Origin of the sequence: Agromyces cerinus subsp. cerinus (assembly GCF_900142065.1) — a bacterium.
Lineage (GTDB): Bacteria > Actinomycetota > Actinomycetes > Actinomycetales > Microbacteriaceae > Agromyces > Agromyces cerinus.
In genome coordinates this window covers 704,242-727,685 of the sequence record NZ_FSRJ01000003.1, presented here as the reverse complement: position 1 = coordinate 727,685, position 23,444 = coordinate 704,242, and the positions used below count along the sequence as shown (strand labels likewise).

Annotated in this window: 20 protein-coding genes; 12 read left to right on the top strand and 8 right to left on the bottom strand. The window is 71.8% G+C overall.

Translation table 11 applies throughout. From position 1 onward, the window contains the following. The first annotated feature begins 28 nt into the window (after positions 1-28). On the top strand, positions 29-1,546 hold the full coding sequence (locus BUR99_RS13845; protein WP_074260906.1) for a deoxyguanosinetriphosphate triphosphohydrolase family protein: 1,518 nt from the start codon (positions 29-31) through the stop codon (positions 1,544-1,546). Here the strand turns inward: BUR99_RS13845 and BUR99_RS13840 are convergent. Continuing rightward, entirely contained in the window at positions 1,474-4,536 is a 3,063-nt protein-coding gene (locus BUR99_RS13840; RefSeq protein WP_074260905.1) for a hypothetical protein, read from the bottom strand. The two genes, BUR99_RS13845 and BUR99_RS13840, sit on opposite strands and share 73 nt — an antisense overlap. A 132-nt stretch (positions 4,537-4,668) precedes the next feature. Between BUR99_RS13840 and BUR99_RS13835 the strand changes: the two genes are divergently transcribed. After that, positions 4,669-5,886, top strand: a complete 1,218-nt coding sequence (locus BUR99_RS13835; protein WP_074260904.1) for a pyridoxal phosphate-dependent aminotransferase — start codon at positions 4,669-4,671, stop codon at positions 5,884-5,886. 180 nt (positions 5,887-6,066) lie between these two features. Here the strand turns inward: BUR99_RS13835 and BUR99_RS13830 are convergent, their stop codons facing one another. Next, positions 6,067-7,005: a LysR family transcriptional regulator ArgP gene (locus BUR99_RS13830; protein ID WP_074260903.1), complete on the bottom strand. Its 939-nt coding sequence runs from the start codon at positions 7,003-7,005 to the stop codon at positions 6,067-6,069. Positions 7,006-7,076: 71 nt separating this feature from the next. On the opposite strand from BUR99_RS13830, the gene BUR99_RS13825 reads away from it, so the two are divergent. The 8 genes from BUR99_RS13825 (at position 7,077) to BUR99_RS13790 (ending at position 15,582) form a co-directional block, all read left to right on the top strand. Beyond that, on the top strand, positions 7,077-7,802 hold the full coding sequence (locus tag BUR99_RS13825; RefSeq protein ID WP_143231636.1) for a LysE/ArgO family amino acid transporter: 726 nt from the start codon (positions 7,077-7,079) through the stop codon (positions 7,800-7,802). A 102-nt stretch (positions 7,803-7,904) separates the two neighbouring features. Beyond that, positions 7,905-8,774, top strand: coding sequence for a YciI family protein (locus tag BUR99_RS20650; RefSeq protein WP_074260902.1), 870 nt, complete (start codon positions 7,905-7,907; stop codon positions 8,772-8,774). A gap of 11 nt (positions 8,775-8,785) precedes the next feature. After that, positions 8,786-10,123 carry an RNA polymerase sigma factor gene (locus BUR99_RS13815; RefSeq protein ID WP_074260901.1) on the top strand — a complete coding sequence of 446 codons (1,338 nt, stop codon included), beginning with the start codon at positions 8,786-8,788 and terminating at the stop codon, positions 10,121-10,123. Positions 10,124-10,207: 84 nt separating this feature from the next. Beyond that, positions 10,208-11,113 carry an ABC transporter ATP-binding protein gene (locus BUR99_RS13810; protein ID WP_074260900.1) on the top strand — a complete coding sequence of 302 codons (906 nt, stop codon included), beginning with the start codon at positions 10,208-10,210 and terminating at the stop codon, positions 11,111-11,113. Next, entirely contained in the window at positions 11,110-11,919 is an 810-nt protein-coding gene (locus BUR99_RS13805; protein ID WP_074260899.1) for an ABC transporter permease, read from the top strand. The genes BUR99_RS13810 and BUR99_RS13805 overlap by 4 nt, the downstream gene beginning before the upstream one ends. A 21-nt stretch (positions 11,920-11,940) precedes the next feature. Further along, positions 11,941-13,146 (top strand): sensor histidine kinase, encoded by a 1,206-nt coding sequence (locus tag BUR99_RS13800; protein ID WP_074260898.1) that lies wholly within the window; start codon positions 11,941-11,943, stop codon positions 13,144-13,146. Continuing rightward, on the top strand, positions 13,143-13,775 hold the full coding sequence (locus BUR99_RS13795; protein ID WP_074260897.1) for a response regulator: 633 nt from the start codon (positions 13,143-13,145) through the stop codon (positions 13,773-13,775). The genes BUR99_RS13800 and BUR99_RS13795 overlap by 4 nt, the downstream gene beginning before the upstream one ends. A 112-nt stretch (positions 13,776-13,887) precedes the next feature. Beyond that, complete coding sequence (locus BUR99_RS13790; protein WP_074260896.1) at positions 13,888-15,582, top strand: long-chain-fatty-acid--CoA ligase; 1,695 nt, start codon at positions 13,888-13,890, stop codon at positions 15,580-15,582. Positions 15,583-15,672: 90 nt separating this feature from the next. Here the strand turns inward: BUR99_RS13790 and BUR99_RS13785 are convergent, their stop codons facing one another. From BUR99_RS13785 to BUR99_RS13770, 4 genes are read right to left on the bottom strand one after another with little or no spacing between them, the layout of a single operon-like run. Then, a complete protein-coding gene (locus BUR99_RS13785) occupies positions 15,673-16,437 on the bottom strand; it encodes an ABC transporter permease (protein WP_074260895.1) in 765 nt (254 codons plus the stop codon). Then, entirely contained in the window at positions 16,434-17,255 is an 822-nt protein-coding gene (locus BUR99_RS13780) for an ABC transporter ATP-binding protein (protein WP_074260894.1), read from the bottom strand. The genes BUR99_RS13785 and BUR99_RS13780 overlap by 4 nt, the downstream gene beginning before the upstream one ends. Continuing rightward, positions 17,252-17,626, bottom strand: a complete 375-nt coding sequence (locus BUR99_RS13775; protein ID WP_074260893.1) for a DUF1048 domain-containing protein — start codon at positions 17,624-17,626, stop codon at positions 17,252-17,254. Before BUR99_RS13775 ends, BUR99_RS13780 begins: the two co-directional genes overlap by 4 nt. Before the next feature lie 2 nt (positions 17,627-17,628). Continuing rightward, the gene (locus BUR99_RS13770; protein ID WP_074260892.1) at positions 17,629-17,982 is read right to left on the bottom strand and encodes a PadR family transcriptional regulator; all 354 of its coding nucleotides are present in this window, start codon (positions 17,980-17,982) and stop codon (positions 17,629-17,631) included. 166 nt (positions 17,983-18,148) lie between these two features. Here BUR99_RS13770 and BUR99_RS13765 point away from each other — a divergent pair, with 166 nt between their 5' ends. Further along, positions 18,149-19,765 (top strand): bifunctional phosphatase PAP2/diacylglycerol kinase family protein, encoded by a 1,617-nt coding sequence (locus tag BUR99_RS13765; RefSeq protein WP_234980850.1) that lies wholly within the window; start codon positions 18,149-18,151, stop codon positions 19,763-19,765. On the opposite strand, the gene BUR99_RS13760 is transcribed toward BUR99_RS13765, so the two are convergent. Together BUR99_RS13760 and BUR99_RS13755 are read right to left on the bottom strand one after the other, a co-directional pair. Next, on the bottom strand, positions 19,731-20,423 hold the full coding sequence (locus BUR99_RS13760; RefSeq protein WP_074260891.1) for a LuxR C-terminal-related transcriptional regulator: 693 nt from the start codon (positions 20,421-20,423) through the stop codon (positions 19,731-19,733). The two genes, BUR99_RS13765 and BUR99_RS13760, sit on opposite strands and share 35 nt — an antisense overlap. Beyond that, a complete protein-coding gene (locus tag BUR99_RS13755; RefSeq protein WP_084183998.1) occupies positions 20,416-21,657 on the bottom strand; it encodes an ATP-binding protein in 1,242 nt (413 codons plus the stop codon). Before BUR99_RS13755 ends, BUR99_RS13760 begins: the two co-directional genes overlap by 8 nt. Positions 21,658-21,772: 115 nt before the next feature. Here BUR99_RS13755 and BUR99_RS13750 point away from each other — a divergent pair, with 115 nt between their 5' ends. Next, positions 21,773-23,443, top strand: a complete 1,671-nt coding sequence (locus BUR99_RS13750) for a PspC domain-containing protein (protein ID WP_074260890.1) — start codon at positions 21,773-21,775, stop codon at positions 23,441-23,443. The last annotated feature ends 1 nt before the right edge of the window (position 23,444 follow it).

The following is a 23,444-nucleotide window of genomic DNA, read 5'->3' as shown; positions in this document are numbered from 1 at the left end:
GACGGGCCGCTCGGCCTAGATTGGGCGCATGACGATCGACCGCGCATCGCGCCTCGTGCCGGAGCCGCGCAGCAGCGCCGAGGTCACCGGAGAGCACTCGCAGTTCCGCCTCGACCTCGAGCGCATCCGGTTCTCGCCGTACTTCTCACGACTCTCCGCCGTCACCCAGGTCATCGCGCAGCCGGGTGCCGGTCCGCTCATCCACAACCGGCTGACCCACTCCATCAAGGTCACCGCGGTCGCGAGGGCGATCGCGGTGAAGTTGACGGATGCCGCGTCGCCGACGCGCGAGTTCGCGCTCGAGCACGGCTGCGACGCCGTCGTCGTGCAGGCCGCGGCGAGCGCCCACGACCTCGGGCACCCGCCGTTCGGACACCTCGGCGAGCGCGTGCTCGACCGGCTCGCCCGCGAGACGCTCGGTCTCGTCGACGGCTTCGAGGGCAACGCGCAGAGCTACCGCATCCTGACGGCCCTCGACGTCAGCGAGGCCGCGCCTCGCGGGCTGAACCTCACGGCGGCGGTGCGCACCGCCGTGGCGAAGTATCCGTGGACCCGGTACATCGACGCATCCTCCTTCGGCGACGGGCCGCTGCCACGAGGCCTCCGTCGCACCGGGCAGGGCGTCGAGGTGCCCAAGTACTCGGCGTACGGCATCGACGCCCTCGACCTCGAGCAGGCCCGCGCCGGGCTGCCGCCGATGCAGCAGTCGCTCGAGTGCTCGATCATGGACATCGCCGACGACGTCGCCTACTCGATCCACGACGTCGACGACTTCTACCGGGCGGGCGTGCTCAGCCAGGGCGCCGTGGCGCGGGAGTTCCGCGGCTGGATCGAGGACGGGTCGCAGCTGCGACAGCTCGACGACGCGGCGCTCGGAGCCCGTACCGCACCGGCCGGCAGCGCGCTCGAGGCGCTCCGCCGCAAGTTCGCGCGCGACGACCCGTGGGTGGCCGACGACGACGCGTTCGCCGACGCGGTCGACGTCGTCGCCGACGACCTCGTCGACGGCCTGCTGGCGACGCCGTTCGACGGTTCGATCGCCTCGGAGCGCGCGCTGTCGTCGTTCACGAACCGCTGGATCAGCCACCTGCAGTCATCGGTGGTGCCCGCGCCGCGCGATGTCGTGCGCTCGGGTCTCGTGACCCTCGATCGACAGGCGTGGCACGAGGTCGAGATCCTGAAGTTCGTGCATCGGCACTTCATCCTCGACCGCGCCGACATCGTCATGTACCAGCGCGGCCTCAGCCGGGTGCTCGCCCGCGCCGTCAAGGGACTCACCGCATGGGCGACCGACGAGCACGACCGCGACCGGGTGCCGCAGCGGCTGAAGGAGCTCGTCGAGATCGCGACCGACGGGTACGCGGCCGTCCGCCATGAGCGCCCGGCCGACGTCCCGATCCCCGCGGCGGGCGACGTGCGCCGACTCGGCGTGGGGCGCGGCGTGATCGACTACGTCGCCTCGCTCAGCGACGATCAGGCGCTCGCGGTGTCGGAGGCGCTCGACGGCCGCCCCGACCGGCTCTGGGACATCGGCCAGAACCTCTGAGCCAGCGCGATGCAGGCCGCGCCCACGGCGACGAGCACGCCACCGGCGATCGCGACCCACCAGGCGGTGTCGGCCGGGATGTCGAGGTAGACGCTGATGCCGAGGATGCGCGAGAGTCCCCACGGCAGCAGGGCCATCTCGTCGTTCCACCTCGTGAGCGCCGTCTCGAGGCCGATCTGCCCGATCAGTGACCCGAACACCGCCAGCACGGCACCGACGCCCGTGACGGCCGCCCCGGTCGCCCAGAGCGCGCCCCGCTCGACGGCGAGCGCCCATGCCGCTGCGATCACGACCCATCCGAACGCGGCGAACGCGATCGCGATGTACACCGAGCGGCCGACGGGGTTCGTCCAGAACTCGAACCAGTAGCCGCCCGGACCGGTGGGGGCGAGCACGGCGAGCAGCAGCGCCACGCGGAGCAGCGCGGACCCACCGACGGCGGCGACGATCGGCCACGCCGAGCGCCGACCGAGCGCGAGCCAGAGCACGCCGACGAACACCGCCCAGCCGCCGAGGGTCACGAGCAGGTGCGACGGCGCCAGGAACCAGGTCTGGATGCCGCGGCTCGCCACGAGGAAAGCGGCGGGCACGGCGGCGAGCAGCACCCGGTCGAGCCTGCCGAGCCCCTCGACGACCTCCCGTGCGCGCCACGGCCGGGTGCCGGCGATCCACAGCGCACGCGCGGCCCGGGCCCCGGGCCATCCGGCGCGCCTGCGCCCGCCGACGATGCCGTAGACGAGCCAGAGCAAGAGGAGTCCGAGCACGATCCTGGCCGCCCACGCCATGGGCAGGTCCCGCACCGCCCGCTCGACGCCGAGCTCGGCCGCCGTGAGGTTGTACGCGGGCAGGTACGGGTCGCCGGCGTACGCGGCCTCGTGGGCGACGGCGGATGCCTCGAACGCCCGCCGCGCGGCATCCCACCGCTCGTAGGCGACGGGGTCGCCCGTGTCGTGCCATTCGGCCTGCCGGAGGAACATCTCGCGGTAGTCGCCGAGCATGGCGTAGGTGTTGGCCTGGTAGTCGAGGGTGTCGAGGAACGCCGTACGCCCTGCGGGGTCGCGCCAGCTCGCGGCATCCGTCGCCTCGATCGCCGACTGCATCCGCTCGACCGCGGCGATCGCGCGGTCGCCGCCCTCGATCGCCTCGTCGAGCTCGTCGCGGCTGATCTCGTAGATCACGTTCAGCACGGCACTGTCACCGGTGAGGATGTCCCACTCGAAGATCCACATCATGGGCGGCGGCTCGAGGCCGATCGCGAAGACCCTGCGGTCGGCGAACGGGCCGATGTAGAGCCCGTCGGTGATGGCCGCGCGCGACTGCGCCATCGCCTCGCCGATCGCCTGCACGGTCGCCGGGTCGTCGGAGAACCATCGCCTCGCCCAGTCGGCGGTGATCGACGCCGGGTCGGCCTCGGGGTCGCGTGCGAGACGGACGGCGAGCTCGGTGTTGAGTTCGTAGAGCTGCCAGAAGCCGGCCTTCAGCTCGAGCGAGAGCGGGCCGGCGCGCCAGGGGCCGCCGTCCTGCGTCCACGTCCAGATGCCCTCGACGTTCGGATTCGCCGCGATGAAGCGCTGCAACGCATCCTGCGAGAGCACGCCGAGGTCGTTCGGGAAGGCGCCGAAGTTCTCGAACTCGCGTCGGCTCTGGAACTCGACGATGCGCCGCTGCTCGCCGATCTCGAGCGTGTGGTTCAACGGCAGGTGGCTGTAGAAGTCGCCGAGCGTGTACTTCGTCGACACGATGAGCGCCTCGGAGTCGATGCCGCCGAGCACCGCCTCGTAGGAGGCGTCATTCGTGTGCATGTCGCCGACGGCGCCGACGCCGACGCTCCACGAGCGGAAGATCACCTCGCGGTCGACGCGCTCGGCCTGCTGGGTCAGCGCCGTCAGCATGGCGCGCACCGAGTCGACGGAGGTGACGGCGAGCTTCGAGTAGTAGTCCCAGCCCGGCAGGTCGTAGACCCGGCCCGCCTCGCCGATGCGGATGAGCACGCCGTCGAGGTAGGGCATCTCGGCGTAGAGCTCGTCGAGGCCCGCCGAGTAGACGTCCCAGAACGCGGGGTCCTCGGTCGCGAGGCCGCCGAAGCGTTCGACGAGGTACTCCTCGAGCGGCGTCGTGAGGGTGAGCATGTCGGTGCGGAAGTACACGTCGAGCCCGGCGTCGTGGGCGTACTCCCACATCGGTCCGAACGCCTCGCGCATGGCGTGCGCGCGGGCGACGTGCGTGTCGTCGGCGTCGTAGACCTCGGTGCCGTCGCCGACGCCCGAGAACGTCAGGTACTCGATGAACCCGGGGATCGCGATCGCGTTGTATCCCTCGGCGAGCGCGTGCCGCACATAGGCCTCGAAGTCGGTGCGGGCCACCGCGAGGGCGGTGTCGTCGATGTACGGCGCCTCGGCGAGGATCACGTCGGCGAAGGCCTTCGAGTTGTGCGAGTAGTCGTCGCCGGCCACCCACTCGGACTCGTCGACCGTCACGCCGACAGCGCCGAGGTCGACCATGCGGAAGCCGAGGCGGGACTCGACCGTCTCGCCGAGGTGCTCGGCGACGCTCCGGCGGTCGCGCACCGCGGCGGCGAGGTCGTAGACGCCGAGCACGGCGCCGGCCTCGGATGCCGCGACCACGCGGAGCGCCTCGGGAGCGCCCTCGAGGCGGTAGGACTCGTCGTCGTCGCTCCCCTCGCCGACGACGACCTCGAGCGTGACGGTGCCCTCGGCGGGCAGCCCGTCGCGCCGGGCGTCGGCAGCGGCGGCGCGCAGCTCGTCGACGGCGAGATCCATGCGGAACGAGGGCGGTGCGGTGATCGCCGTGAACTCGGGCGGGGCGATCGACGGCGTCTCGGGTGCGGCCGCGAGCACCTCGGCCGGGATGTCGGACGGTTCGCTGCGGATGCCGAGCTCGTCGGCGAGCACGACGGCGACGCCGGCACCGAGCGCCACGAGCACCGTGAGCGCGACACCGGCGAGGAGACCCCGTCGGGTTCGCGCCATCACGTGGGCAGCGTAGCAAGAGTGGGACGCATGTCCCAGAGAAATCTCGAACCGGACGGATTGCCCGTGATCCGCGTCGATTCGGGTCATCGGCGTCTGTCACCGGCCGCGTGCGAGTCGTAGGCTGGTCGCGTGACCGAACACCCCCGCCTCTCCGCACGCATCGCCGCCATCGCCGAGTCCGCGACCCTCAAGGTCGACGCGAAGGCGAAGGCCCTCCAGGCCGAGGGCCGCCCGGTCATCTCGTACGCGGCGGGCGAGCCCGACTTCGCGACGCCCGAGTACATCGTCGAGGCGGCGCTCGCGGCGACGCACGACCCCAAGAACTACCGGTACACGCCCGCGGCGGGGCTTCCCGAGCTGCGCGAGGCCATCGCCGCGAAGACGCTCCGCGACTCGGGGCTCGAGGTCTCCCCCGGCCAGGTCGTCGTCACGAACGGCGGCAAGCAGGCGGTCTACCAGGCGTTCCAGACGCTGCTCGACCCGGGCGACGAGGTGCTCGTGCCGACGCCGTACTGGACCACGTACCCCGAGGCGATCAAGCTCGCCGGCGGTCGCCAGGTCGACGTCTTCGCCGGCTCCGACCAGGGCTACCTCGTGACGGTCGCCCAGCTCGAGGCGGCCCGCACCGACCGCACCAAGGTGCTGCTCTTCGTCTCGCCGTCGAACCCGACGGGCGCCGTGTACTCCCCCGAGCAGACGCGCGAGATCGGCGAGTGGGCGCTCGAGCACGGCATCTGGGTCGTCGCCGACGAGATCTACCAGAACCTCACCTACGCCGAGGAGCCCGACGGCGTGCCGCCGCGCGCCGTCTCGATCGTCGAGGCCGTGCCCGAGCTCGCGAATCAGACGATCCTCGTCAACGGCGTCGCGAAGACGTACGCGATGACGGGTTGGCGCCTCGGCTGGATGGTCGGCCCGGCCGACATCATCAAGGGCGCCGCGAACCTGCAGTCGCACCTCTCCTCGAACGTGTCGAACATCTCGCAACGCGCCGCCATCGCCGCGCTCAACGGCCCCCAGGACGCCGTGGAGGAGATGCGTCGGGCGTTCGACCGCCGTCGCCGCACGATCGTCGCCGAGCTCTCGAAGATCGACGGCATGACCGTGCCGGTGCCGCAGGGCGCGTTCTACGTGTACCCCGACGTCACGGGCCTGCTCGGCCGCGAGTGGGGCGGCGTCACGCCGACCACCTCGCTCGAGCTCGCCGACCTGATCCTCGACCAGGCCGAGGTCGCCGCGGTCCCCGGCGAGGCGTTCGGCCCCTCGGGGTACCTGCGCCTCAGCTACGCGCTCGGCGACGCACCGCTGCTCGAGGGCGTGCAGCGCCTGCAGCGCCTCTTCGCCTGACCTGACACCACGGCTTCCGCCCGCGAGTCTGCGAGTCTGCGAGTCTGCGAGTCTGCGAGTCTGCGAGTCTGCGAGTCTGCGAGTCTGCGGATGATCCGCATGACACGCGGGCGCCCGTCGGCGCGTCGTCCCAGATGTCCGCGGACTCGCAGCTGTCCGCGGACTCGCAGCGCGCCCGCCTCAGGGTCGCGCGAGCGCGGTGCGCGCCTCGGCGGCGAGTTCGTCGGCGACGGCGGTGAGCAGGCTCGACCGCAGGTTCCACTGCTGCCAGAAGAGCGGCACGTCGATCGGCACCCCGTCGAGATGTACGAGGGCGCCCCGCTCGAGCTCATCGGCCGACTGGAACGCCGGCAGCATGCCCCAGCCGAGCCCGAGCTTGACCGCGTTCGCGAAGTCGCTCGACGCCGGCACGAAATGGCGCGGCGGCCCGTCGGGGTCGATCCCCTGCGCCGACAGGTGCTCACGCTGCAGGTCGTCGCGCCGGTCGAAGTCGACGAGCGGCGCCGCGGCGAGCGCGGCTGCCGGCGCCGGTCCCGGGCTCCTGCCGGAACCCCGGCCGTGCGCGCCTCGCCCCAGCGCGAGCCCCCAGCGCTCGGCGAAGACGGGCGTCGCCACGGCCTCGTAGCGCATGACACCGAGGGGGCGCACGAGGCATCCGGCCACCGGCGCGGACTGCGAGGTCACGGCGCCCAGCACCGTGCCCGACTCGAGCAGCCCCGCCGTGAAGTCCTGATCGTCGCGGTGCAGGTCGAAGACGACGGGGTGCCGCTCCCCCACGCGGGCGAGCGCCGGCAGGAACCAGGTCGCGAGCGAGTCGGCATTGACGGCCAGGGCGAGCGAGATCGGCCGAGCGGATGGCTCGTCGAGCCCGAACTCCGCGAGGGCATCGTGTTCGAGCAGCGCGACCTGGCGCGCGAGCCGCACGATCGGTGCACCGGCCTCGGTCGCCCTGGCCGGCTTCGAGCGCACGACGAGCACCCGCCCGAGCTGCTGCTCGAGCGCCTTCACCCGCTGGGAGACAGCCGACGGCGTGATGCGCAGCCGCCTGGCCGCCGCGTCGAAGGTGCCCTCGTCGATGACGACGGCGAGCGTGCGGGCGAGGTCGAGCGGTATCTCCATCTGAAGCCATGCTAATGCCGATGAAGAATCTTGAGCTGGAGTAAAGCTGCCGCGCCGCCTACGGTCGTTCCGTGCCCCTCTCCTCCCTGCTCGCCGGTTTCGGCCTCGGCCTCTCGCTCATCGTCGCGATCGGCGCGCAGAACGTGTTCGTGCTGCGGCAGGGCATCCGCCGTGAGCACGTCTTCGCGGTGGCGGCGATCTGCGCGCTGAGCGACCTCGCCCTCATCGTGGTCGGCGTCTCGGGCATCGGCGTCGTGCTCGCGGCCGTGCCGTGGCTCGTCGACGTCATCCGCTGGGCGGGCGCGGCGTTCCTCGTCGCCTACGGGCTGCTCGCCGCGCGTCGCGCGATCCGGCCGAGCGGCGAGACGCTCGAGGTCGCGTCAGCCGAGCGCGAGGTCGAGTCGGCCGAGGCGGATGCCGCGGGGCTCGTGGACGCCGGGGCCGGGACTCCTGCGGCACCCGCGGACCCCGCGGCATCCGTCTCGACGACGCTCACGCGCCGGAGCACCGGCCTCGCCGCGGCCGTGCTCACCTGCCTCGCCCTCACCTGGCTGAACCCGCACGTGTACCTCGACACGGTGTTCCTGCTCGGCTCGGTCGCGAACACCCACGGCGACGGCCGCTGGGCCTTCGCCGCCGGCGCCGGCATCGCGAGCCTCGTCTGGTTCTTCGGCCTCGCCTACGGGGCACGGCTCCTGGGCGGCGTGCTCTCGAGTCCCCGCGCGTGGCGCGTGCTCGACGCCGTGATCGCCGTCGTCATGGTCGGGCTCGGCGTCATGCTCGTGCTGCCGCACTGAACGGCTTCCGCACCGGATCCCGCCGATCACCGCACCGGTGTCGAGAACGGCTATCGCCGTTCGTCGTACTTGCGTAGCGTGACCGAGAGAGAGGATTCCACCATGGAATACGCACTGTTCTACGCCGAGGGCGACGACCCCGTCGCCTATGTTCCGGCGGCCGACGACATCGGCGATTGGGTCGACGATCTCGAGGCCAGGGGCGCATCCGAGTACGGCGAGCGGCTGCGGCCCGACCGGGATGCCACGACCGTGCGGGTCCGCGACGGGCAGCTGCTCGTCACCGACGGACCGTTCACCGAGTCGAAGGAGTCGATCGGCGGCTTCGACATCATCGACGTCGCCGACCTCGACGAGGCGATCGAGATCGCGTCGCGGCATCCCGCCGCCGCGTTCGGCAGGGTGGAGGTGCGCCCGTTCATGCACTGGCCGGATGCCGACCCCGCGGCGCGCGTCGTTCCTGCCGGATTCCGCGAGCAGGCGGCGAGCGGCCGTCGGTACCTCATGCTCGTGGTCGCCGAGCAGCAGGCCGGGCGCGCGGTCATCGGCGACATCGGCGACGGCGAGGCGACTCCGGCCGAAGACGGAGCGGACGACGATCCCGACGCCTGGGTCGGCGAGATGGACGCCCGCGGAACCCGCCTCTTCGGCGAGGTGCTGCACGGCCCCGAGGACGCGACCTTCGTGCGTCGACGCGCCGGCGAGGTGCTCGTCAGCGACGGCCCGTTCGCCGAGTCGAAGGAGTGGGTCGCGGGCTTCGACGTGCTCGAGGTGCGCGACCTCGCCGAGGCGATCGAGGTGGCGTCGAAGCATCCGATGGCCCGGGGCGGCACGCTCGAGCTGCGCCCGCTCTGGCCGTTCGACGTGCACGACGACCACGTCGCCCGCCACGAACGGGAGGCTGCCGAGCACGGCATCCGGGTCGAACCGTCTGCCGCCGAAGCGCTCGACGCGGTGGGGGCGGGCCGCTGAGCCCCGAAGGCATGGCGGCCGCGGGGCCGGCGCCCGGGGAGCGAGCCGACGGGCTCGCGCCCGAGGTCGCGTCGGCCCTCCGGTCCGCGTTCGACGCGGACTGGACGAGGGTCGTCGCGACCCTCATCCGCACGACGGGCGACTGGGATGTCGCCGAAGACGCGGCATCGGAGGCGTTCGAACGCGCGGCGGCCACGTGGCCCCGCGACGGCGTGCCGTCGAATCCGGGTGCGTGGCTCACGACCGCCGCCCGCAATCTCGCACTCGACCGGCTCCGGCGTCGCGGCGTCGAGTCGGGCAAGGTCAGGGAGTGGATCTCGATGGAGGCATTCGCGGGACGCACCGGAGGGCCGCCGGACCCGGCCGACGTCGCGGTCGCCCACGACGAACCCGAGTGGGACGATCGCCTGCGCCTCATCTTCACGTGCGCGCACCCTGCGCTGCCGATCGAGTCCCGAGTCGCGCTCACCCTGCGCACGGTGGGCGGTCTCGAGACAGGCGAGATCGCACGCGCGTTCTTCGTGCCGGAGTCGACGATGGCGCAACGCCTCGTGCGCGCGAAGCGGAAGATCCGGCATGCGGGCATCCCCTACCGCGTGCCGCCGCCCGAAGCCCTGCCCGCTCGGCTCGACGGGGTGCTCGCGGTGCTCTACCTCGTCGCCAACGAGGGCTACGTCGCGTCGTCGGGCGACCGCCTGCAACGCGTCGATCTTTCCGTCGAGGCGATCCGGCTCACGCGACTCGTCGTCGACCTGCTCCCCGATGCCTCGGAACCGCGCGCACTGCTGGCGCTCATGCTGCTGCAGCACGCGCGGGCGGCGACGCGCGTCGATGCCGACGGGGAGCTCGTGCCCCTCGAGGAGCAGGATCGCGAACGATGGAACCGAGCGCTCATCACCGAAGGACTCGCGCTGCTCGGCCCGATCCCTCCCGGCGAGCGCGGCCCGTACCGAGTGCAGGCGGAGATACAGGCCGTGCATGTCCGTGCACGCACGTCATCGGAGACGGACTGGGCCGCGATCGTGCGCCGGTACGACGAACTCGCGGGGCTCACGAACGGCGCATCGCCGTTCGTCGAACTCGCCCGCGCGATCGCGATCGGTATGGCGGATGGTGCCGACGCCGGGCTCGCGGCGCTCGCCGCGCTCGAGTCGTCGGGACGCCTCGCGGGATATCACCTGCTGCCAGCGGCGCAGGCGGACTTCCTGCGCCGCTCCGGGAGGGCCGAAGCTGCCGCCGCTCCATATCGCGAGGCGATCCCCCTCGCGCCGACCGCACCCGAGCGGCGCTTCCTCGAACGCCGCCTGGCCGGGCTCGAGGTCTCGGCAGAACCGCGCCACGATCGCTGACCACCACCATCCACCGATCGGTGGAGGCCGGAATCGAACCGACGGGGGCTGCCGGTCGCCCCGCCGCCGCGAGATGCTCTTGGTATGAACACGACACGCACGGATGCCGCGGTGCGGATCCGCGGGCTCCGCAAGGTCTACGGCGAGGTGACCGCGGTCGAAGACCTCGACCTCGACATCGCGCACGGCGAGACATTCGCCCTGCTCGGACCGAACGGCGCCGGCAAGTCGACGACCGTCGAGATCCTCGAGGGCTACCGGCTCCGCACCTCGGGCGAGGTGAGCGTGCTCGGCGTCGACCCGGCCCGCGGCGGTCTCGACTGGAAGCAGCGCATCGGCATCGTCCTGCAATCGACCGGCGAGACCGGGCTCCTCACGGTCACCGAGATGCTGCGGCACTTCGCCTCGCTCTACCCGAACCCCCGCGATGTCGACGAGGTCATCGCCGCCGTCGGCCTCGAGGCGAAGGCCAAGACCCGCATCGCGAAGCTCTCGGGCGGCCAGCAGCGCCGCGTCGACGTCGCGCTCGGCATCGTCGGCCGGCCCGAACTGCTCTTCCTCGACGAGCCGACCACGGGCTTCGACCCCGAGGCGCGGCGTCAGTTCTGGGGGCTCATCCGCTCGCTCAAGGCCGAAGGCACGACGATCCTGCTCACGACCCACTACCTCGACGAGGCGGCGCAACTGGCCGATCGCGCCGGCATCATCGCGGGAGGTCGCCTCGTCGATATCGGCGCAATCGATGAGATCGGCGGCGCCGACGCACGGCGGCCCATCGTGCGCTGGCGCGACGCGGCCGGCACCACGCATGAGGTGCGCACCGACGAGCCTGGCCTGCACGTGGCATCCGTCGTCGCCGAAGTCGGCCGCGAACCCGACGGCCTCGAAGTGATCCGGCCGACGCTCGAAGACATCTACCTGGGACTCGTGCGCGACGCTTCGACAGGCTCAGCGAACGAGATCGACGACACCGAGGAGGCCCTCGCATGACTACCAACCTGATGACCCAGGGCGCGTCACGCGTCGGCGTCGAGACGAAGACGTACTTCCGGGCCGCCGACACCCTGTTCTTCACCTTCCTCTTCCCGTTCGTGATGCTCGCCATCTTCTCTGCCGCGTTCAGCGCTTCAGGCGAGGTCGGTCCCCCCGGGGCCGAGATCTCGATCGCGGCCCTCTACCTGCCGGCGATGCTCGCCGCCGGCATCTTCCTGTCGGGCGTGCAGAACCTCGCCATCGACATCGCCTTGGAGAAGTCGAACGGCACATTGAAGCGGTTGGGCGGGACCCCTCTCTCCCCCGTCGGGTACTTCGCCGGCAAGATCGGTCAGGTCTTCGTCACCGGCACGCTGCAGGCGGGCCTGCTGATCCTCGCCGGAGGGCTCGTGCTCGGCATCGACCTGCCGACCGAGCCCGAGAAGTGGGTGACCTTCGCCTGGGTCTTCGTGCTGGGCCTCACGACCTGCGCGCTGCTCGGCATCGCCCTCTCGGCGCTGCCGCGCTCGGGCAAGAGCGCCGCGGCGGTCGTGATCCCGATCGGGCTCATCCTCCAGTTCATCTCGGGCGTGTACCTGCAGTGGAACATGCTGCCCGACTGGCTGCAGAACGTCGCGAGCCTGTTCCCGCTCAAGTGGATCGCCCAGGGCATGCGCTCGGTGTTCCTGCCGGAGGGGTGGGAGTCGCTCGAGCAGAACGGCTCGTGGAACCTCCCGGGCGTCGCGATCGCGCTCGGCATCTGGCTCGTCGTGGGCTTCGTGCTCTCCCGAATCACGTTCCGGTGGATCCGGCGCGATGCGTAGCCCACGTGGCACACTCGCAACATGCTGAACCGACGATGGTGGGATGTCGCGGCGATCGCCGTGGCATCCATCCTCGTGCTCTTCACCCTGTTCGACCCGCCGCCGTACGGACCGAACGACTGGGGCGTCTGGGCGACGACGGGTGCGTTCCTCGTCTTCTACTTCGCCTACGCCAGGGCGCATCTCGGAGCCGACCGGCTCACTCCGCACCTCGTGATCTCGATCGCGTTCGCGGTGCTCCTCGGCGTCGGCGCTGCGTTCGAACCCTCCTTCGCGATCCTGCAGGTGTTCATCTACCCGTTCATCTGGACGACCGCGCCGTCGATCCGCAGCGCGCTCCTGTCGAACGTGCTCATCGGCGTCGCGCTCGCAGCGGGCTACATCGTGCACTTCGGCCCGAGCGGCATCGTCGCCGGACTCATCAGCGCGGCGGTCTCGGTCGGCTTCAGCATCGCGCTCGGGCTCTGGATCACGAACATCGCTCTCTACGGCCAGGAGCGCGGCCGCCTGCTCGAGGAGCTGCAGGCCGCGCAGGGCCAGCTCGCCGCGATGCACCGCGATGCCGGGGTGGTCGAGGAGCGCGCGCGGCTCGCCCGCGAGATCCACGACACGATCGCGCAGAGCCTGACCGGTCTCGTGATGGTGGCGCAGCGCACGGGCACACGCCTCGACGGGGTCGACGGCGAGGCCGGGGCATCCGCTCGCGCCGACGTCGAACTCATGGAGCAGATGGCGCGCGAGGCGCTCACCGAGGCGCGCGGCCTCGTCGCCTCGCTCGCGCCGGTCGAGCCCGGAGCGGGCCTCGCTGACGCGCTCGACCGACTCGCGGCGACCTTCGAGCGCGAGACGGGCGTCGTCGTGACGGTGTCGGCGAGCGCGACCGGCCTCAGCCGCGAGCACGAGGTCGTGCTGCTGCGCTCGGCGCAGGAGGGGCTCGCGAACGTGCGCAAGCACGCCAGCGCCCGGCACGCGGCTGTGACCATCGAGTCCATCGGCGGCGAGGTCGTGCTCACGGTCGCCGACGACGGGGTCGGGCCCGGGGCGGCGGCGCCCGGGGCATCCGGATTCGGGCTCTCGGGCATCCGCGACCGCACCGCGCTCGTCGGCGGCTCGTTCGCGATCGAACCCGGAGCGCACGGCGGCACGGTGCTGCGCGTCGGCATCCCCCGAGCGGATGCCGCGACCGATCCTTCCCCGACCACGACCACGGAGGAAACCGACGTATGAGCATCCGCATCGTCGTGGCCGACGACCACCCGATCGTGCGCGCCGGCATCGTCGGACTGCTCGAGACCGAGCCCGGGCTCGAGGTCGTCGGCGTGGCCGCCGACGGCGCAGAAGCGGTGTCGGTCGCGGCATCCGAACGCCCCGACCTCGTGCTCATGGACCTGCGGATGCCGCACATCGACGGCGCCGCCGCGACCGCGCGCATCGTCGCCGAGGTGCCCGGCACCCGCGTGCTCGTGCTCACGACGTACGAGACCGACGACCACATCCTCGCCGCCATCGAGGCGGGGGCGAGCGGGTACCTGCTGAAGGCGGCGCCGCAGGCCGAGATCGTCGCCGGCATCCGCGCCGTGGCGGCAGGTGAGACGGTGCTCGCCCCGTCGATCGCGGCGAAGCTCGTCTCGCGGGTGCGCGCCGGCGCGGCATCCGCGGCCCCGCCCTCGCTCTCGCCGCGGGAACTCGAAGTGCTGCGGCTCGTGGCCGAGGGCAGGTCGAACCCCGAGATCGCCAGGGCGCTCTTCATCGGCGAGGCGACGGTGAAGACCCACCTGCTGCACGTGTTCGAGAAGCTCGAGGTGAGCGACCGCACCCGCGCGGTGACCCGGGCGATGGAGCTCGGCATCATCTAGGTTCAGGTCGGGCACAGCGCCCGCGCCCTACGCTGGAGGTGGCATCCGCACGCACTGCGGCAACCACGGGCCGGCCCGTGGTCTTGCGTGCAGATGGCCGTGAGAGGCACGCATGAACCCGTACGAAGACCGCCCGTGGCTCGCCCACTACGCCGAGGGCGTGCCGCCGGCGATCGAGGAGCCGAGCCAGACCCTCGTCGACATGATCGACGACTCGGTGCGCCGGTTCAAGCGACGCACGGCGCTCGAGTTCTTCGGCGCCGAGACGAGCTACAAGGAGCTCGGCGAGCAGATCGCGTCGGCCGCCGAGGGGCTGCGCCGGCTCGGGGTCGTCGCCGGCGACCGGGTCGCGCTCGTGCTGCCGAACTGTCCGCAGCACGTGGCCGCGTTCTACGCGGTGCTCCGCCTCGGGGCGATCGTCGTCGAGCACAACCCGCTCTACACGCCGCCCGAGCTGCGGCACCAGTTCGAAGACCACGGCGCGCGCGTCGCGATCGTCTGGAACAGCGTCGCCGACACGGTCGCCGAGTTCCCGAGCGACATCCGCCCGGCCCACATCGTCTCGGTCGACCTGACCCGGGCGCTGCCGTTCGGCAAGCGGATGGCGCTGCGCCTGCCGATCCCGAAGGCCCGGCGCTCCCGCGCCGCGCTCACGACGAAGCCCCGTGCACGCGGACTCGTCGACTGGGAGCGCCTCACCTCGCGACGGGCGCTCGCCACGCGGCATCCGCGACCGTCGCTCGGCGACACCGCCGTGTTGCAGTACACGAGCGGCACCACCGGAACCCCGAAGGGCGCCGTGCTCAGCCACCGCAACCTGCGCGCCAACGCGATGCAGGGCCGCGCCTGGGTGCCGGGCCTCACCGAGGGCGAAGAGGTCTTCTACGGCGTGCTGCCCCTCTTCCACGCCTACGGCATGACGCTCTGCCTGACCTTCGCGATGAGCATCGGCGCGCGGCTCGTGCTGTTCCCGAAGTTCGACTCGGCCCTCGTACTCGATGCCGCACGCCACTCGCCGCCGACGTTCCTGCCCGCGGTGCCGCCGATCTACGACCAGCTCGTGCACGCTGCCGCCCGCCACCCGCGTGCGCTCGAGCGCATCCGCTTCGCGATCTCGGGGGCGATGAGCCTGCCGATCGCGACCGTCGACCGCTGGGAGAGCGCGACCGGCGGACTCCTCGTCGAGGGGTACGGCATGACCGAGTCCTCGCCGATCTCGCTCGGCAACCCGATGGGCCCGACGCGGCGCCCCGGCACCGTGGGCGTGCCGTTCCCGAGCACCGAGATCCGCGTGGTCGACCCCGACGACCCCGAAGCCGACCGTCCTGCGGGCGAGGCCGGCGAACTGCTCGTGCGGGGGCCGCAGGTCTTCCAGGGCTACTGGCGCCGACCGGCCGAGACCGCCGAGACACTGCTCCCCGGCGGGTGGCTCCGCACGGGCGACATCGTGCACGTCTCCGACGACGGGTTCGTCACGATCGTCGACCGGGTGAAGGAGCTCATCATCACGGGCGGCTTCAACGTCTCCCCGTCGGAGGTCGAGGCTGCCCTGCTCGCCCACCCCGACGTGCGCGGCGCCGCGGTCGTCGGGCTGCCCCGGGCCTCGGGCGGCGAGGCGGTCGCCGCGGGCGTGGAGCTCCGCGAGGGCGCCGTCTTCGACGAGGCCGCCCTCCGCGACTTCTGCCGCACGAGCCTGACGCCCTACAAGGTGCCGCGCCGCATCGACCTCTTCGACGAGCTGCCGCGCTCGCTCATCGGCAAGGTGCTGCGGCGCGCGGTGCGCGACGAGCTGCTCGAGCAGGGCTGAGCCCGCGCGGCGGTGACACGACGAAGCTCCCCTCCACCGCGTCGGAGACGGGTGGAGGGGAGCTTCGTGTGTGAGCGCTCGGACCTCGGGCTAGGAGATCTTGCGCCGGTAGATCGACATCGCCCACACGTAGGCGACCACGAGGATGCCGACGAGCCAGGCGAGCGCGACCCAGATCTCGCTGCCGACGGGCTCACCGGCGAACAGGGCCCGCGTGGAGTTCACGATCGAGGTCACGGGCTGGTTCTCGGCGAACCAGGCGACCGGTGCCGGCATCGTGTCGGTGGGCACGAACGCGGAGCTGATGAACGGCAGGAAGATCAGCGGGTAGCTGAAGGCGCTCGCGCCGTCGACCGTCTTCGCCGAGAGGCCGGCGACCACGGCGAGCCAGGTCAACGCGAGGGTGAACATGGCCAGGATTCCGGCGACGGCGAGCCATGCCCCGACGGATGCCCCGGTGCGGAACCCCATGATGAGCGCGACGCCGATGACGATCGCGACCGACACGAGGTTCGCCACGACTGACGTGAGCACATGGGCCCAGAGCACGCTCGATCGCGCGATCGGCATCGACTGGAACCGCTCGAAGATGCCGCCCTGCAGATCGAGGAACAGCCGGTACGCGGTGTACGCGATGCCAGATGCGATCGTGATGAGCAGGATGCCCGGGAGCATGTAGTTGATGTACGACTCGTCGGATCCGGTGTTGATCGCGCCGCCGAGCACGTAGACGAAGAGCAGCATCAGCGCGATCGGCGTGACCGCGGTGGTGATGATCGTGTCGGGACTGCGAAGGATGTGGGTCAGCGATCGGCCGGTGAGGACCCGGGTGTCGCTGAGGACGTGGGTGGTCATCGTGATTCCTTTCCTGCCTTGGCCGCACTGTCGGCGCGGTCGGCATCGTCGGTGTCGGTCTCGCCGGTGTCGCCGACGAGGGTGAGGAAGACCTCTTCGAGCGTCGGCTGCTTCTCGACGTACTCGACCGTGGCGGCCGGGAGGAGCTGCTTGAGTTCTGAGAGGGTGCCGTTCTGGATGATCGTGCCCTTGTGCAGGATCGCGATTCGATCGGCGAGCTGCTCGGCCTCGTCGAGGTACTGCGTCGTGAGCAGCACGGTCGTGCCGGCGTCGGCGAGCTTCTTGACGGTCTGCCACACCTCGATGCGCGCCTGCGGGTCGAGGCCGGTCGTCGGCTCGTCGAGGAAGATGATCGGCGGGTTGCCGATCAGGCTCATCGCGATGTCGAGCCGGCGGCGCATGCCGCCCGAGTAGGTCGCCGCCTTGCGGCCGCCGGCCTCGGTGAGCGAGAAGCGGTCGAGCAGCTCGTCGGCGATCGCACCCGGGTTCTTCAGGTGCCGGAGCCTCGCGATGAGCATTAGGTTCTCACGGCCCGTGAGCACCTCGTCGACGGCGGCGAACTGGCCGGTCAGGCTGATCGCCTCGCGCACCTCGCCGGGGTTGGCGGCGACGTCGAGGCCGTGGACGGTCGCGGTGCCGGCGTCGGCCTTCGCGAGCGTCGAGAGGATGCGGACGAGGGTGGTCTTGCCCGCGCCGTTCGAGCCGAGCAGGGCGAAGATGGTGCCCGCTGCGACGTCGAAGTCGACGCCTCTCAGCACGTGCAGGTCCTTGAACGACTTCTGGATGCCCTGCACCCGGATCGCTGCTTCGGTGGTCATCGTTCTTCCTTTCCTTCGAGGTTCTGGATGGTTTCGGTGAGGCGGTTGCGCTCCTTGTCGATCCAGCGCTTGCCGGCGTACGCCGCGGCGAATGCCTCGGCGAACTCGACCGGGTCGTCGCCGACGATGTCCTCGACCGGCGTCTGGTCGACGGCGGCCCGCTCCCACAGATCGGCGAAGTCGTTCAACATCGTGATCATCACGGCGGAGTCGCCGTCGGTGATGCCGCCGTTGTACATGAAGTAGCGCTCGAAGGCCTTCGCGGCGGTGCCGTAGGGCTCGGGCAGGGCCGCGATGCGGGCCTTGTACTGGCGGTAGGCCTTCTTGTCGTCGAGCGATCCGGTGATCATCTCGTACCACTTCGCAGCCATGACTACTCTCCCTCTTCGTTCGTTCGTTGTTCGATGCGCTGGTGGAGCTGTTCGATCCGTTCTGCGAGGAAACTCCAGGTCCCCCAGAACTCCTCGAGGTATGCGCCGCCCTGCGCGTTGATCGTGTAGACCTTGCGCGGCGGGCCCTTCTCCGACGGAACCTTCTCGACGTCGACGAGGCCGCGCTGCTCGATCCTGACCAGCAGGGCGTAGACGGTGCCCTCGGCGATGTCGGAGAAGCCCTCTTCGCGAAGCCGGGCCGTGATCTCGTACCCGTAGGCCGGACTCACGGCCAGGATTGCGAGGACGATGCCTTCGAGCGTGCCCTTCAGCATCTCGGTGGTCTGCTTGCCCATGGAACCCCTCCTTTCACTACTCGGTGTGACTGATTACCGGTACATAGTAAGCACGAGTACCGGTAGATAGCAACACTGAATAGCAGAATTCTTTTTCGCGAGTCCGGTTCCGCGGCCGTCGGCGCAACCCGTCGACGGCACGGCGCCCCGCGCCTACGATGGCGGCGTGGTCTTCCGCAGCGTGCGCATCGCCGTGCAACGGACGAGAATCCTGCCCGCCTGGGTCCGGCGAGCGGATGCCGCATCCGCGCGCGCAGTCAACGCCCGCCGCGCCCATCCCGTCGCCGACCGGTTCTGGTCGCGCGTCTCGGGGTTCGCCGACCGCGGCGTGCTCTGGTGGACCATCGCGGGCGTGCTCGCCGTGCTCGGACACCGACGTACCGCGGGGCGCGGACTCGGCTCGCTGCTCGTCGCGAGCGCGCTCACCAACGTGATCGCCAAACAGCTCTTCGGGGGCGACCGGCCCCTGCTCGCCGATGTGCCGATCGGCCGACGCCTGCCGAAGCCGCCCCGCACTCCGTCGTTCCCGTCCGGGCACTCGGCGAGCGCTGCGGCCTTCGTCACCGGCATCGCGATCGAGGAGCCGCGCCTCGGCGCCGCGCTGGCGCCGGTCGCGCTCGGCGTCGCCTACTCGCGACTGCACACCGGCGCGCACTGGGTGTCCGACGTCGTCGGCGGGCTCGCGATCGGCGCCGGAGTCGCGGGCCTGAGCGCCGCCGTCGCCCGACCCGGCGCCGGCGAGGTCGACACTCCGACGCGGAGCGGTGCCGACCGGCGCCTGCCGTCGTCGCCGGACGGCGCCGGCGTCTTCATCGTCGTCAACCGGGCGTCGGGCACGAGCGTGCTGCGCACCGATCCGATGCAGGTGCTCGAGCGACGCCTGCCGCGAGCCGAGCTGCACGTGCTCGACGGCGACGACCCTGGCACCGCCGTGCGTGCGGCGCTTGCCCGCGACGACCCGCCGCGCATCGTGGGGGTGTGCGGAGGCGACGGCTCCGTCGCCGCCGTCGCGCACGAGGCGCGGGCGGCCGGAGTCCCGCTCGTCGTCGTGCCCGGCGGCACGTTCAACCACTTCGCGCGCACCGTTGGCGCGGCATCCGTCGACCTCGCGGTCGATGCCCTGCAACGCGGCGAGGGCGTGCGAGCGGATGTCGCCGAGCTGCGCTTCGCCGACGGCCCGCCGATCACGGTGCTGAACACCGCCTCGGTCGGCCTCTACCCCGATTTCGTCGCCGAGCGGGAGCGGCGCGAGCAGCACTGGGGCAAGTGGCTCGCCGCCGTCGCCGCCGCAGCGCGGGTGCTGCGCCGCTCGGCTCCCGTGACCGTGGTCGTCGACGGGCGACGCGCCCGGCTCTGGACCCTGTACGTGGGCGTCGGGCCGAACGACCCCGGGATCGCCGCGCCCATGCAGCGTCGACGACTCGACGGGGGCGTGCTCGACGTGCGACTGCTGCACGCGGACTCGCGGTTGCGCGCGGCGGGGGCGCTCGCCTTCGGCCGTCGCACGAGTGCCGTGCTCCGGCGCATCCGTTTGCTGCCGGAGCGCCTGGAGTCATTCACGACGGAGTCGATCGAGGTGCTCGTGCGGCCCCGGCACGGGCAGCCGCCCGGATTCGCCCACGACGGCGAGGTGTCGCTCGACGCGCCCGCCGAGGCATCCGCCCGCACCGCGTCGCCGGGCTACCGCACGAGCGTGCGGATCGTGCCGGCGGCGCTCGACGTGTATCGGCCGGCGAGCGACCGTGCGCCTAGAGCAGGCGACGGGCATTCGCCCAGGCGGTGAGCTCGTGCCGACTCGACAGCTGGAGCTTGCGCAGCACCGCCGAGACGTGCGTCTCGACCGTCTTCGTCGAGATGAACAGCTCCGCGGCGACCTCCTTGTAGGCGTAGCCGCGGGCGATCAGCCGCATGACCTCCTGCTCGCGCGCCGAGAGCCGGTCGAGCTCGTCGCTCGCCGACGCCGTCTCCCCCACGGGAGCACCGAACGCGTCGAGCACGAACCCCGCGAGCTTCGGCGAGAACACGGCGTCGCCCCCGGCGACGGCGTGCACGGCACGGCTCACGTCGGCGCCTGAAGAGCCCTTCGTGATGTAGCCGCGGGCTCCCGCGCGGATGACGCCGACGACGTCTTCGGCCTTGTCCGAGACCGAGAGCGCGAGAAAGCGCGTCGAGGGCTCGGCGCCGTCCTGAGCCTGTCGAAGGGATGCCGCGGCGCGGCGGATCACCTCGGCGCCGCCGCTCGTGCCCGCCGGCACCGCGACCCCTGGCAGGTGCACGTCGAGGAGCACCACGTCGGGCGCGGCATCCGTCACCACCGCGACCGCGGACTCGACGTCGTGCGCCTCGCCGACGACCTCGATGGTCTCGTCGAGGTCGGCCTTCAGACCCGACCGGAAGATGGAGTGGTCGTCGACGATCACGACCCTCACGTGCTCAACCACGACCGACCTCCACGCGTTCGGCGGCCGGGAATCTCAGACGCACCTCGGTACCCACGCCGCCGACGCCCTGGCGCACCTCGCCCGATCCGCCGGCGCGGCGCATGCGGCCGATGATCGATTCGCGCACCCCGAGCCGGTCGCCGGGCACGTCGGCGAGCGCGAAGCCCGGACCGCGGTCGCGCACGAACACCTCGACGGCCTCGGGCGTCGACTCGACGTACACCGACACCTCGCCGCCGGCATGCCGCGCGGCGTTCAGCATCGCCTCGCGAGCCGCCGCCGCCATCTCGCCGCTCGCGCGCTCCCGCGACTCTCCCACGACGACCACGTCGACCGTCACGGCATGATCGATCTCGAGGGCCGCGCCGAAGTCGCGGAGGTCGGTGCCGAGGTCGCTCTCGGCGGGGGCGTCGCCGGCGAAGAGCCAGTCGCGCAGCTCCCGCTCCTGCGCGCGGGCGATACGGGCGACCTCGCTCGTCGCTCCGGCCCGATTCTGGATCAGCGCGAGCGTCTGCAGCACCGAGTCGTGCAGGTGCGCGGCGATCTCGCTGCGCTGCTCCTCGCGGATGCGCTTCGTGCGCTCGGCGGTGAGGTCGCGCCACGAGGCGATGAGTGTGGGCACGTAGACGAGCGCGATGCCGATGACCGCGGCGAGCGCGGCGACGAACGTCGGAACCGGGAACCAGTTCGCGTTCGGTCCGAAGACGAGCGCGAGGGCCGTGATCGCGAGCAGCGCCGTCGCGACGATGCGGATCGCGAGCTCCTGGCGCGGCCCTCGGTCGGCATCGGGCCGGTCGATGAAGGTCGCCCAGGCTCCGGATGCCACGGCGAGGCCGACGCCCGCGAACACCGCGAGCAGCCACCACTCGAGCCCGTTGCCGCCCGATTCGACGACCCGGCCGCTCGTCGCCCATGCGGCGATCAGGGAGATGGCGGCGGCGACCATGAGCAGCCACGCGACGGGAGCACGCCGGGTCGGACGCTCCTCGCCCGGTGCCCACGGGGTGAACACCCAGAGCCAGACGTAGAGCAGCAGGCCCGCGCCGCTCGCGAGGCTCGTGACGACGAACGCGGTGCGCACGATCCAGACCGGCCAGCCGAGATGGGCGGCGAGGCCGGCCGCGACGCCGGTGGCGACGCACGCACGCGGCCTCGTCAGGCGAGGGGCGGACGGCGCGGCGTCGGCGTCGACGGATGCCGCGGCATCCGTCACCTGTTGCGCCCGCGACTCCATGCCTGCAATCCAAGCAGACCCGGCCCCGATCGCCGCGGCCCCGGCTCCCCGCTCAGGGTCGAATCAGGGATTCACCCCATGGCGAGACGTCCTTCGCCCCTGCCAGCATCGAAGCATGGAGACGAACCCGACCGCCCCAGAGGCGGACCCAGTGCAGGACGACGTGAAGGGGGACTCCGCGGCGCCCGGCCCGAACGCCCGCGGGGCGGCGGGAACGACTCCATCCTCCGGTGACCCCGGCGCGGCGACACCCGCGCCGGGCACCGGCACCGGCCTCTACGACTGGCTCCGCCGCCTCGGCGTGCCCCGTCGGGCCGGGTGGCTCGGCGGCGTCTGCGCCGGCGTCGCCGCCCGACTCGGCATCGACCCGATCATCGTGCGCGGCATCGTCGTCGTCGTCGCGGTGCTCGGTGCGCCGTTCGTGCTGCTCTACGCGATCGCGTGGGTGCTGCTGCCCGACACCGACGGCGAGATCCACTTCGAGCGCCTGACCCGTGGCATCGTCGACCCGGCGATCGTCGGCATCGCCGTGATGGGCGTCATCGGCCTCATCCCCCTCGTGCAGGGCGGGTGGCTCGGCTGGCGCTGGTGGCCCGACTGGCCGACGTTCATCGACCCGATCTTCGGCTTGGACCTCGCCTGGCCGCTCCGGGTGCTGTGGGTGCTCATCGTCGTCGGCGGCATCATCGCCCTCGTCGTCTGGCTCGCCCAGCGGGCCTCCCAGAACTCCCCGAGCGGCGTCGGCGCGCGAATGGCTTCCGCGACGACCGCCGCCGCTCCGGGGCATCCTCCGACCGCGGCATTCGCCGCAGGGGCCGGTGCTGCCGGCGCTGCCGCTGCAGCTGCGCCGGCCGACCCCGCCGTCGCAACGGCGGACGACGCCACGACGACCGTGCCGACCACCGAGCCGCCGGTGCCCGCCGAAGGCGCCGACGCCGCGGCCATCGCCGAGTGGCGCGCGCAGCACGAGGCTTGGCGCCTCTCGCGCTCCGAGTGGAAGTCGAGCCATCACAACGCCGAACGCGCCGCCCGAGCCCAGGCGGCAGCCGAGAACCGGGCGAAGGCACGTGCGCTCACGGCCCAGGCCGACGCCGCCCGCGCGGCACGCCGGGCCAGCCGCCCCAGGGCGAGCGCCGCGTTCGTGTTCACCGTGCTCGGCCTGGCACTCGTCGGCGGTTCGATCGCCGCGATCTGGTCGCTCGCGACGCCCAGCGTCGCCGGCTTCGCGATCCCGATCGCCCTCGCCGCGGCGACGGTGCTGCTCTCGCTCGGCATGGTCGTCGCGGCGCTGCGACGTCGACGCAGCGGAGCGCTCGCCTTCACGACGGCGCTCTCCGCATTCGCGATGGCGGTGGCCGTCATCGCGGCCTCGATCATGCCGCAGGGCACGCTGGTGCCGCCCAGCTACAGCGTCTCGCTCGACCGGTCCCAGCGACTCGTGCAGCCCTACGGCGACGCGTACCTCCACGCCACCCCCTGGTTCCGTGACGTGGCGCCCGTCGTCGAACTCCGACAGGGCACCGGCGACACCTGGATCACGATCGAACCCGACACCGAGGTCGTGCTCGACGCGAGCGATGCCGGTGCGATCGAGATCACGTCGTACTCGCCCGACTTCTCCTCGAGCACCACGCCGCAGATCGGCGGTCTCGATCGCGGGGCGCTGCTCCTCGGCGGCGAGGGCATCGTGCGCGAGTACCGCCCCAGCGACGACCCGATCGACGCGAAGATCGTGCTCGAGCAGGGCTCCGGCATGGTGCACATCGAGATCCGCGAAGGGAGCTGAT

Coding starts and splice junctions, on each gene's coding strand:
- BUR99_RS13795 (WP_074260897.1), top strand. CDS start 13,143: ATGAGCATCCGCATCGTCGTGGCCGACGACCACCCGATCGTGCGCGCC.
- BUR99_RS13790 (WP_074260896.1), top strand. CDS start 13,888: ATGAACCCGTACGAAGACCGCCCGTGGCTCGCCCACTACGCCGAGGGC.
- BUR99_RS13775 (WP_074260893.1), bottom strand. CDS start 17,626: ATGGCTGCGAAGTGGTACGAGATGATCACCGGATCGCTCGACGACAAG.
- BUR99_RS13830 (WP_074260903.1), bottom strand. CDS start 7,005: ATGGAGATACCGCTCGACCTCGCCCGCACGCTCGCCGTCGTCATCGAC.
- BUR99_RS13785 (WP_074260895.1), bottom strand. CDS start 16,437: ATGACCACCCACGTCCTCAGCGACACCCGGGTCCTCACCGGCCGATCG.
- BUR99_RS13750 (WP_074260890.1), top strand. CDS start 21,773: ATGGAGACGAACCCGACCGCCCCAGAGGCGGACCCAGTGCAGGACGAC.
- BUR99_RS13810 (WP_074260900.1), top strand. CDS start 10,208: ATGAACACGACACGCACGGATGCCGCGGTGCGGATCCGCGGGCTCCGC.
- BUR99_RS13780 (WP_074260894.1), bottom strand. CDS start 17,255: ATGACCACCGAAGCAGCGATCCGGGTGCAGGGCATCCAGAAGTCGTTC.
- BUR99_RS13845 (WP_074260906.1), top strand. CDS start 29: ATGACGATCGACCGCGCATCGCGCCTCGTGCCGGAGCCGCGCAGCAGC.
- BUR99_RS13815 (WP_074260901.1), top strand. CDS start 8,786: ATGGCGGCCGCGGGGCCGGCGCCCGGGGAGCGAGCCGACGGGCTCGCG.
- BUR99_RS13770 (WP_074260892.1), bottom strand. CDS start 17,982: ATGGGCAAGCAGACCACCGAGATGCTGAAGGGCACGCTCGAAGGCATC.
- BUR99_RS13805 (WP_074260899.1), top strand. CDS start 11,110: ATGACTACCAACCTGATGACCCAGGGCGCGTCACGCGTCGGCGTCGAG.
- BUR99_RS13755 (WP_084183998.1), bottom strand. CDS start 21,657: ATGGAGTCGCGGGCGCAACAGGTGACGGATGCCGCGGCATCCGTCGAC.
- BUR99_RS20650 (WP_074260902.1), top strand. CDS start 7,905: ATGGAATACGCACTGTTCTACGCCGAGGGCGACGACCCCGTCGCCTAT.
- BUR99_RS13800 (WP_074260898.1), top strand. CDS start 11,941: ATGCTGAACCGACGATGGTGGGATGTCGCGGCGATCGCCGTGGCATCC.
- BUR99_RS13840 (WP_074260905.1), bottom strand. CDS start 4,536: ATGGCGCGAACCCGACGGGGTCTCCTCGCCGGTGTCGCGCTCACGGTG.